At 42.9% G+C, this 8,733-nt stretch carries 13 protein-coding genes; 5 read left to right on the forward strand and 8 right to left on the reverse strand.

Features of this window, described 5'->3' with window-relative positions:
- Positions 1 to 47: 47 nt before the first annotated feature.
- Positions 48 to 1,553, reverse strand: coding sequence for an NAD(P)/FAD-dependent oxidoreductase (locus tag KKA81_04055; GenBank protein MBU2650087.1), 1,506 nt, complete (start codon positions 1,551 to 1,553; stop codon positions 48 to 50).
- 174 nt (positions 1,554 to 1,727) lie between these two features.
- Between KKA81_04055 and KKA81_04060 the strand changes: the two genes are divergently transcribed.
- The gene (locus tag KKA81_04060; GenBank protein MBU2650088.1) at positions 1,728 to 3,518 is read left to right on the forward strand and encodes a beta-galactosidase; all 1,791 of its coding nucleotides are present in this window, start codon (positions 1,728 to 1,730) and stop codon (positions 3,516 to 3,518) included.
- Between the two features lie 159 nt (positions 3,519 to 3,677).
- On the opposite strand, the gene KKA81_04065 is transcribed toward KKA81_04060, so the two are convergent.
- From KKA81_04065 to KKA81_04075, 3 genes are read right to left on the reverse strand one after another with little or no spacing between them, the layout of a single operon-like run.
- Positions 3,678 to 3,980 (reverse strand): type II toxin-antitoxin system RelE/ParE family toxin, encoded by a 303-nt coding sequence (locus KKA81_04065; GenBank protein MBU2650089.1) that lies wholly within the window; start codon positions 3,978 to 3,980, stop codon positions 3,678 to 3,680.
- Positions 3,962 to 4,198, reverse strand: coding sequence for a hypothetical protein (locus KKA81_04070; protein MBU2650090.1), 237 nt, complete (start codon positions 4,196 to 4,198; stop codon positions 3,962 to 3,964). The genes KKA81_04065 and KKA81_04070 overlap by 19 nt, the downstream gene beginning before the upstream one ends.
- Before the next feature lie 60 nt (positions 4,199 to 4,258).
- Positions 4,259 to 4,411 carry a gliding motility-associated C-terminal domain-containing protein gene (locus KKA81_04075; GenBank protein MBU2650091.1) on the reverse strand — a complete coding sequence of 51 codons (153 nt, stop codon included), beginning with the start codon at positions 4,409 to 4,411 and terminating at the stop codon, positions 4,259 to 4,261.
- Positions 4,412 to 4,576: 165 nt separating this feature from the next.
- Here KKA81_04075 and KKA81_04080 point away from each other — a divergent pair, with 165 nt between their 5' ends.
- Positions 4,577 to 4,924 carry a type II toxin-antitoxin system RelE/ParE family toxin gene (locus tag KKA81_04080; protein MBU2650092.1) on the forward strand — a complete coding sequence of 116 codons (348 nt, stop codon included), beginning with the start codon at positions 4,577 to 4,579 and terminating at the stop codon, positions 4,922 to 4,924.
- The gene (locus KKA81_04085; protein MBU2650093.1) at positions 4,924 to 5,214 is read left to right on the forward strand and encodes a helix-turn-helix transcriptional regulator; all 291 of its coding nucleotides are present in this window, start codon (positions 4,924 to 4,926) and stop codon (positions 5,212 to 5,214) included. Before KKA81_04080 ends, KKA81_04085 begins: the two co-directional genes overlap by 1 nt.
- A gap of 136 nt (positions 5,215 to 5,350) precedes the next feature.
- On the opposite strand, the gene KKA81_04090 is transcribed toward KKA81_04085, so the two are convergent.
- From KKA81_04090 to KKA81_04105, 4 genes are all read right to left on the reverse strand, one after another.
- Positions 5,351 to 5,626, reverse strand: coding sequence for a gliding motility-associated C-terminal domain-containing protein (locus KKA81_04090; protein ID MBU2650094.1), 276 nt, complete (start codon positions 5,624 to 5,626; stop codon positions 5,351 to 5,353).
- A 104-nt stretch (positions 5,627 to 5,730) separates the two neighbouring features.
- Positions 5,731 to 6,066: a DUF86 domain-containing protein gene (locus KKA81_04095; protein MBU2650095.1), complete on the reverse strand. Its 336-nt coding sequence runs from the start codon at positions 6,064 to 6,066 to the stop codon at positions 5,731 to 5,733.
- Positions 6,059 to 6,361, reverse strand: coding sequence for a nucleotidyltransferase domain-containing protein (locus KKA81_04100; GenBank protein MBU2650096.1), 303 nt, complete (start codon positions 6,359 to 6,361; stop codon positions 6,059 to 6,061). The genes KKA81_04095 and KKA81_04100 overlap by 8 nt, the downstream gene beginning before the upstream one ends.
- A gap of 97 nt (positions 6,362 to 6,458) precedes the next feature.
- Positions 6,459 to 6,797 (reverse strand): gliding motility-associated C-terminal domain-containing protein, encoded by a 339-nt coding sequence (locus tag KKA81_04105; GenBank protein ID MBU2650097.1) that lies wholly within the window; start codon positions 6,795 to 6,797, stop codon positions 6,459 to 6,461.
- A gap of 14 nt (positions 6,798 to 6,811) precedes the next feature.
- Between KKA81_04105 and KKA81_04110 the strand changes: the two genes are divergently transcribed.
- Positions 6,812 to 7,042 (forward strand): DUF2442 domain-containing protein, encoded by a 231-nt coding sequence (locus tag KKA81_04110; protein MBU2650098.1) that lies wholly within the window; start codon positions 6,812 to 6,814, stop codon positions 7,040 to 7,042.
- Between the two features lie 158 nt (positions 7,043 to 7,200).
- Positions 7,201 to 8,601 carry a carboxypeptidase-like regulatory domain-containing protein gene (locus KKA81_04115; protein ID MBU2650099.1) on the forward strand — a complete coding sequence of 467 codons (1,401 nt, stop codon included), beginning with the start codon at positions 7,201 to 7,203 and terminating at the stop codon, positions 8,599 to 8,601.
- Positions 8,602 to 8,733 lie beyond the last annotated feature (132 nt).

An 8,733-nucleotide genomic window follows, 5' to 3' on the forward strand; every position in this document is an offset into this window, starting at 1 on the left:
ATCATCGATCTCCGATCTCCGATCTTCGATCATTCCCGCCTCTGCTCTTACCCGTTGAATTTTCTGGAAATCACCTTTGCCATGTCACGTGAGGTTTTAATTGCAGATGGCAATCCGCCGCCCGGGAGTGACCAATGGCTGCTGTAATAGAAGTTTTTCAATCCTGGGAGCTCAAACGCAACGGGGGAGGGAACCATCAGGTTTTTCCCCGGGAGCCAACCCTGAATGCTCCCCTTCCAATTGTTGGTATAACGGTGATAGGTTGCAGGTGTGGCAACATCGGTCTCTTCAACATAATCCCTGATGCCACCGAATTTTTGTTCGAGAATTTCAATCACCCGTTCGGCAAGATTTGCCTTGATCTGTTCATATTGCTGATGATCGCTTTTATACAGGTCGATCCAGAAATCTCCCTTTTTAGTATAAAAGCTGACCGACACACAGGTTTTTCCAGCGGGTGCCAGGGTGGGGTCATAATTATATACATGCAGTTCCATCCGTGTATAAACGGTTCCATCCGGGGATTTTAATTCTTCAGGAATCGGGAACCTCGATAAATGCGGTAGATCGTCCAATGGGCGGGCAATACCAAGCGAAACGTTGATTAAGGAGTAATATACCTGGAAACTGATTCCGTCCCGCAGATCCAAAATTTTCCTATCGGTGTACCTTCCTTTCAATGCCCTGAAAACAGTAAAATGCCAGTCGGCCGCAGAAACAGTTATATCCGATGCGATCTCCCGCCCGTCATCCAACAGTATCCCTTTTGCACGATCATCTTCAACCAGAATCTCGCTGACCCCGCTATGGTAATGTATCTTACCTCCGAGCGATAAATACTTCTCCTCAAACTTTTCCGCAAAACGAAGTGACCCTCCGATGGGATAACCCGTTCCGGAAAGATCAGAAAATGCCAGGGGAATGGTTACAATGAGCAAAGGAAATTCATCTCCGTCGAAGATCAACCGGAACGCTTCCCTGAGGAAAGGATTTTTAAGCTTTTCCGCAAAGGTGAAATTCGTTACGTAGCGATTCCTGAGCATGAACAATAACAAAGGCAGGTATTTTATCATACCGATCTTTTGTCTGAAAGAATAAAATGCCGGCTGGGTTTTGATCTCCGGTGGGACATCATAGCGCTGGATAAAACGCATGGACCGGATCAGCTTTTTAATCCGGGCTTTATCTTCCGGGGCAATACTGATCATATATTTCTCCAGACGGTCAATGTCGGTGTATAAATGAAAAACCTTGCTGCCGTTCCGGTCGGTATGATCCTTCACTTCGATATCTACCCGCGACTGATGATTAACAAACTCAACGGATTTCATATCGATAAGTTCAGACCATAATGTATAGAATGGATTGCTTTCGTTTGATCCCAGGAGCCAGTGAAGACAACCGTCGAATGTGTAATCGCCAACCTTCCAACTGGTACAAAGACCTCCCGGTTTCGAGTGTTTTTCATAGATCTCGGTCTCAAATCCGCTCATTTGCAAATAACAACCTGCTGATAAACCTGATATTCCTGCACCGATTATTGTAACCTTCATCCGGAAATAAATTAGATTATGGTGGCTTTATGATGTAATTGCGGCGAAAATACAACATTATCAGAACGTATACCCCGGATTCTGTTAATTTACTTAAAATGTCAAATCCTGAAATATGAAATCCGGATTTTCCTTACTTTTAACATTTACTTTACCCATTTTAACCTTTTGACAATGAAAACCCGGATTATCTCATTTTTATTCCTCCTGATACCACTGTTTTGTTTGGATTCCTGCAAAGAATCTTATGTTTATGCGCCTGCCCCAATGCCCTTGCAAACAAGATGGGCTCAGGATGTTACACCCGGTAATGCCTGGCCGGATTATCCCCGTCCCCAGATGGAAAGAGCCGAATGGTTGAACCTGAACGGTCTGTGGGATTTTGAGATTTCAAAGAAAGACGATGAAGAAACCCTGTTCACAAGGAGGATACTCGTTCCTTACCCGGTTGAATCAGGCCTTTCCGGTATAGGACAAATGGTTGGGGCCGACAGTATAGTCTGGTACAAACGGACGGTCAGAATCCCGTCATCCTGGAAGAACAAGGACATCCTGCTGCATTTCGAAGCATCCGACTGGTACACCCGCGTTTGGGTGAATGGAAAACCGGTAGGGGAACATAAAGGGGGATACGATCCTTTTTCATTCAATATTACTCATGAAGTGATCCCAGGAAAGAAATGCGAGATTCTGGTTTCTGTGTGGGATCCCTCAAACGACGGCCCACAACCCCGTGGCAAACAGGTGAAAGAACCCAAAGGCATCTTTTACACCCCGACAAGCGGCATCTGGCAGACCGTATGGATGGAGCCGGTTGACCAGACACACCTGGAGGATTTCCGGGTGATAACCGACATCGACAGGGCATTGGTCAGGATAAACCCCATCATTGCAGGAGATACGGAAGGACTGGAAGTAGAAGCCACCATCAGTGGGGCCGGTCGGGACACGATCCATGAGATGATCAGCGCCTCCGGATGGAGCGAGATCCCCGTTCCTGACCCCCATCTCTGGAACCCGGACGATCCTTTCTTGTACGGTCTCAACCTGAAGCTCATTCGTAACGGAGAGATCCTGGATGAGGTCCATTCATATTTCGGTATGCGCAAGATATCACTTGGTAAAGATGACAAAGGCTTCACACGCCTCATGCTAAACAATGAATTTGTATTTCAGAACGGCCCCCTCGATCAGGGCTTCTGGCCCGACGGCATCTACACCCCGCCCACGGACGAGGCCATGGTCTACGACCTGCAGGCCGTCAAAGATATGGGCTTCAATATGCTGCGTAAGCATGTGAAGGTGGAGAACCGCCGCTTTTACAACTGGTGCGATAAAATGGGCATCCTGGTGTGGCAGGACATGCCCAGCACTTCCGGCTATGTGCCTCCCGGCAAACCCGACCTGGACAGGCCATCGGAAGAAACACAACAGTTCGAGCAGGAACTGGTACAGATGATCAAAACAAAATTTAACCACCCCAGCATCATCATGTGGGTGCCTTTTAATGAAGGATGGGGACAGTACAATACGGCAGGCATCGTCGACCTTGTTCGCTCCGTCGATTCCACCAGGCTGGTTAACAACACCAGCGGGTGGCAGGACCGCGGTGTGGGTGACGTGATCGACCTGCACCATTACCCCGACCCCATCTGCCCTGAACTGGAAGAAAACCGTGCGAACGTGTTGGGAGAGTTCGGTGGCCTGGGACTTTATGTTGAAGGCCATACCTGGCAGGAAGAAAACTGGGGATATAAAAAGATGGGCACGAAAGAAGATCTTTTGGAACAATACAGGGACTTTTATGACCGTATCAGAGAGATGAAAGATGCCTGCGGCCTTTCCGCTTCCATCTACACTCAGATCACCGACGTGGAAACCGAAACCAACGGGCTGATGACCTACGACAGGAAAGTGGATAAGATCGGGAGGAGCGGACTACGGAAGATTAACCGGATAAGATAAATTGTCGATTCTGTATTCTGTATTCTGTATTGTCAATTGGATTGACAATGGGCAATTTAATATTGTCAATGCATTGCAAATAGAAAATATTCAATTGCCTATCCATATTCAATCGAAAATAAAATTGTAAATACAGAATACAGAATACAGAATTGTAAATTATTTGGGGATATTCAGTTTATTCGGATCTTGCCTGCAATCCCAAACATTAAGTACCATTATCAATTCTTTATATATTTCATAAAACAAAATGTAATTTTTAACAATTAGTCCTCTGATATTATATAATTTGGTTTTTATACCGATATCGGGGTTTATTGCTACTTTTTCCAATTCGCCTTTAAACAATTGGTAAAGTTTAAAAGAATATTCTTCACTCTTATTTCTCTCAGAAAAGTATTGAAGGATTTCCTGTAACTGGCTCTCGGCATTTTTTGTCCAGACTACTCTTCGTTTAGCCATTGGTTGACCTTTTTATCCATTTCAACCTGGGAAGTATAATGCCCGCTTTTCCCTTCCTCGCTTGCCTTAAGTAATTCGTTGATCTGCTCCGGTGCTAGCTCAATGACCGGTTCTTTTTTATTATAATCCAATATGGTTTTAATGGCATTTAAAAAATATGGATCATCAATACTCTCTATCTGGCGAATCAGTTCACGTTTTAATTCTGCGGTGTTCATAAAAAGATGTATTAAAAGATAATGTAAAGATAAGCAAAAAACATGTATTGCTCAATATATTCACCTCAACAACACCACCACCCCATCCACCTCCCTCATCTCTCCACCCCCCACAGCATACTCCACCCGATACACATACGTTCCTTCCGGTGCCGGTTGTCCGTTGTGCTGCCCGTCCCATCCTTCGGTGATGCTTTTGCTTTCAAAGACCAGGCCGCCCCAATAATTTCAAGCTCCCGTTCAACAGCTCTTCGCAACATTTTTTCTTTTGAGGATATTGCAAATTGCTTTTTACCTTCCAGATATCTGCCTTATTAAAGGAGTAAAAATAGGCTCAAAAAATTTGGGAATTGTAAACTTATTAGTTAACTTTGCGTGGTGATTCGTGAAATAATATCTTACAAAGAAAGTTTCGTTGAATTCTATAAATCTCAAGACAATAAAGTCAGAAGAAAAATTGAATTTGTTCTTGATTTAGTAAGATATGAGCAACATGTTCCGGTTAAGTTCTTTAAACCTTTAACCAATACAAACGGTATTCATGAAATCCGAGTAATTACCACTTTCAAAAGTATACGGATTTTATGTTTTTACGATAAAGGAAGCCTGGTTGTTCTAACGAATTGCTTTTTGAAAAAATCTCAGAAAACACCTAAAAAAGAGATAAAACTGGCTGAGAAACTTAAAGATGAATATCTCTTAGAAAAATATGGAGGAATAAAGTGATGCAAAACATAACAAAGTTTGAAGACCTTTTAAATGAACAATATGGCATAAAAGGTACTCCTGAGCGTGATAAATATGAATCTGATTCTTTGGCTTTCAGGCTTGGTGTAATGTTAAAAGAAGCAAGAAAAGAAGCGAACATGACTCAAGAAGAGCTGGCAAAGAAAACGGGTACAAAAAAAAGTTATATATCCAGAATTGAAAGAGGTCAGAGTGATATACAGATCTCAACGTATTATAAATTAATTGAAATTGGATTGGGAAGGAACCTTAATATTTCAATTGGATAAATATTACGGCAGGTAACGCATTGTCAGACACTTCAACAGTCAACACTCCTTGATCCTTGTTCGTCAATCCGGTTCGATTAATGAGTGACGAGCAAGAAGTGCTATAGTCAGAGAATGCTGCCATTGTCAATTTATCTCACCTCACCAACACCACCACCCCATCCACCTCCCTGTTCTCTCCACCTCCCACAGCATACTCCACCCGATACACATACGTTCCTTCCGGTGCCGGCTGTCCGTTGTGCTGCCCGTCCCATCCTTCGGTGATGCTTTTGCTTTCAAAGACCAGGCCGCCCCAGCGGTTGTAGATGAACAGGTGGAAGTGTGTTATGTTGTCCGATGCGGTTACTGCTTTGAAGATGTCGTTCAGGCCGTCGCTGTAGGGGGAGAAGGATCGAAGATCTAAGAACAAATGATATACGATCGAAATTCGCATTGTGCATTTTGATGTGAAACGGAAATGCGATTTGCTGGAGTGGAATTCAGAATTGAAAATTGATTCCCCAAAATGATTTTCTATGCATTTAATAGGTCATCTACTTTCTTCTTCAATACAGGCAAGTTCTTTATGATTATACCCCAGATTATTTCGTCGTCAACTTTATCATAACCATGAATGACCCTGTTTCTCATTCCAATAATCTGATTTTTACCGGAAATCTCAATTGAAGAATCAATCCTGTCTAAGCGGTTGATGGCCTCCCCAATAATTTCAAGCTCCCGTTCAACAGCTCTTCGCAACATTTTTTCTTTTGAGTATATATCAAATTGTTTCTTGCCTTGAAAATAAGATTCAATGGACAAAATGGCCTCTTTTATATCAAATAGATACTTTTTTAATTGATCATTCATAAAGCAGCTTTTTGGTCTGATCAACGGATTTAATGAAGTAGGGATTGGACAACGATTTGTCTGTTATCAGATCAACCGGACGTTGAAAAAGTTCTTCGAGCTTGTCGGCCAATGCAAAATACATGTCCGCATATTCTCCAAATTCCATTGGCTTAAGTGATACCAACAAGTCAATGTCGCTGGAATCATTAAAATCATTGGTACAAACCGATCCGAATGCATATAAGTATTTTACATTATGTGCTGCACATAACATCTTGATACTTTCAATGTTTTTTGCCAGGATCTGATGCATAATTTTTTAATCAAAATTATTAATAATTCGGCAAATAATCAAGAATGTCAAAATTGGTTACTTAATGCATCTGATGTAAGGTATGGAGAAACCAGGATCATCTCACCACCACCACCACCCCATCCACTTCCCTCATCTCTCCACCTCCCACAGCATACTCCACCCGATACACATACGTTCCTTCCGGTGCCGGCTGTCCGTTGTATTGCCCGTCCCAGCCTTCGGTGATACTTTTGCTTTCAAAGACCAGGCCGCCCCAGCGCTTGTAGATGAACAGGTGGAAGTGTGTTATGTTGTCCGATGCGGTTTTTGCCTTGAAAATGTCGTTCAGGCCATCGCTGTTGGGTGAGAAGGTGTTGGGGAAGAAGAGCGTGTTGTTTTGGGGTTTGACAGGAGGAGGGGGGGGATGATTGACGATCGACGATCGATGAGCCAATACATATTCTTGCTTTGAATGACATAAAAATAGTAGAAGTAATTAATGATATTGTATTTTTACTTATTGTTGATAATGTGTATCGTCATAAATGGGTCAGTCTTTCAAAAAAGTTGGCTGCTGCCAGCAAGGAAGAAAAGGAAAAGTTGACTATTTCCCTGTCCGGCTTAGGAATCCACTGGAATCTTATTGATGGAAATATTTCTATTAAGAAGCTGCTGGATAGCGGAATGAGTGAATTATGAATATATGATCGGTGATCAAGCCCCTTTATACGAATCAGTTGCTCAATGAATAACAACCTTCTCTCATCCTTTTCCTGATTAAAACCTGCCGTTAACTGAGTAATATTTTGCAATCAGGAGATTTTTCTGTAATTTTAACGCAACCAAAACCTCCCATCATGAAAAACAAATATGGCATTTCATTGCCCATCATGCTGGCGGTTTTCCTGCTTTCACCATTATTTTCCCTCACCCAGGAAATTCCTGTATTCTTCAAAGGCCATGTGTTTGATGCTTCCGATGGAAAAGCTCTTCCGCTTGTACATCTGAGACTGAAGAAGAACAACTATGTGGCTGTTACCGGGACCGACGGCGAATACTCTGTCTTTGCCCTGGAACCTCCAGATACTCTTGTCATTACCTGTATCGGCTATGAAACCCGAAGGATCAGGGTTGATGGCAACATGCCGAAAGTGTTTGACATCAAGCTCGTTTCAAAAGTGTTCCCGCTGAATGAAGTGACCGTCAAAGCCGAGAAAATCCAGGCCATCTTTAAAGACGATGTTTATTCGGTACTTGATTATGAGTTATCAGGTGATCTGATCTACCTGCTGATTTTCCGCGACCGGCTAAAAAGGTCGGAGCTATTGCTGCTCGACCAGGACGGGGACACGATCAGTCGAAATCAGTCCCTTCCTGGTAAACCTCAGGCAATTGTCAAATCCTGCCTCGACGACATACACCTGGTTACAAAGGATTCTGCTTATGTTGTGGTGAGAAAGAACTACACCCTGGAACTTGAAAATCCTATGTCTGCCGGATTCTTCAATTATGCATTCTCCAGTTGCATCACCAACATCGGCCGTCATATTTTCGCAATGCGTAAATCATTATATAACTTACAGGTAGATTTTTATTCTATTGATCTGAATACGGGAAAGAGCAGAATTGTTTGTAATATCATTGACAAGTTTAAATTGAATATGCTGAGAAAAAACAAAGATGATATGTTGTTGATGTGGGCCACGACTTACAGGACAGAATCTTTGGAAACTCCAATAAGAGTGAGCGATCTGAACGGTAATACCGAATTTCCGAATTTGCGTGTCAGAGATGAAAGAGACAGGGAAGTGGATCATCACTTTAACAAGATTGCTTATTATGCTCCGGTCATGGCACAGCTTAAAAGAATAGACAATTATGTGGCGGTCTTTGATTTTCCTGAATCCGCTATTCGTTATTTTACGGAAGAGGGAGATCATCTTTTTAATGTGCCAATAACTTTTCATCAGGTTAAAAATGACCAAAAGATTTTGTCTTCAGTCTTCCTGGATAAAACGTGGGAAGAATATGAGGTTTTGGTCGATGAAAAACAACTGCGGGCTTTTGCCCTTGAGATGGAAAGCGGAGTTTGCAAGCTCATGGAGATCGACCTAAGATCGGGTGATATCATTAATACTTTTTACCTCAATTACCCCTTTCCTGAAAAAGTAAGGGTTCATGGAGGATATGCTTATTACCTCTACAAAGGTTACCGAGACAGGGAGAATAAAAAGCTGTTTAAGCAAGGAATGTATTGAGATCTCAGATCTCAGATCTCAGATCTCAGATGTTAGATTTATGGTGCAAGAAATTAATTCTGCTCCCCCAGTCTCCCAGTCCCCCAGTCCCCCAGTCTCCCAGTCCCCCCCTCCCCCCCCCCCCCCCCCCCC

It is taken from the genome of Bacteroidota bacterium, assembly GCA_018831055.1.
GTDB lineage: Bacteria > Bacteroidota > Bacteroidia > Bacteroidales > B18-G4 > M55B132.

Bases quoted from the DNA above. Each gene is read 5' to 3' on its own strand.
- KKA81_04115 (MBU2650099.1), top strand. From the start codon at position 7,201: ATGAAAAACAAATATGGCATTTCATTGCCCATCATGCTGGCGGTTTTC.
- KKA81_04070 (MBU2650090.1), bottom strand. From the start codon at position 4,198: ATGAACACCGCAGAATTAAAACGTGAACTGATTCGCCAGATAGAGAGT.
- KKA81_04055 (MBU2650087.1), bottom strand. From the start codon at position 1,553: ATGAAGGTTACAATAATCGGTGCAGGAATATCAGGTTTATCAGCAGGT.
- KKA81_04060 (MBU2650088.1), top strand. From the start codon at position 1,728: ATGAAAACCCGGATTATCTCATTTTTATTCCTCCTGATACCACTGTTT.
- KKA81_04085 (MBU2650093.1), top strand. From the start codon at position 4,924: ATGCAAAACATAACAAAGTTTGAAGACCTTTTAAATGAACAATATGGC.
- KKA81_04065 (MBU2650089.1), bottom strand. From the start codon at position 3,980: ATGGCTAAACGAAGAGTAGTCTGGACAAAAAATGCCGAGAGCCAGTTA.
- KKA81_04095 (MBU2650095.1), bottom strand. From the start codon at position 6,066: ATGAATGATCAATTAAAAAAGTATCTATTTGATATAAAAGAGGCCATT.
- KKA81_04100 (MBU2650096.1), bottom strand. From the start codon at position 6,361: ATGCATCAGATCCTGGCAAAAAACATTGAAAGTATCAAGATGTTATGT.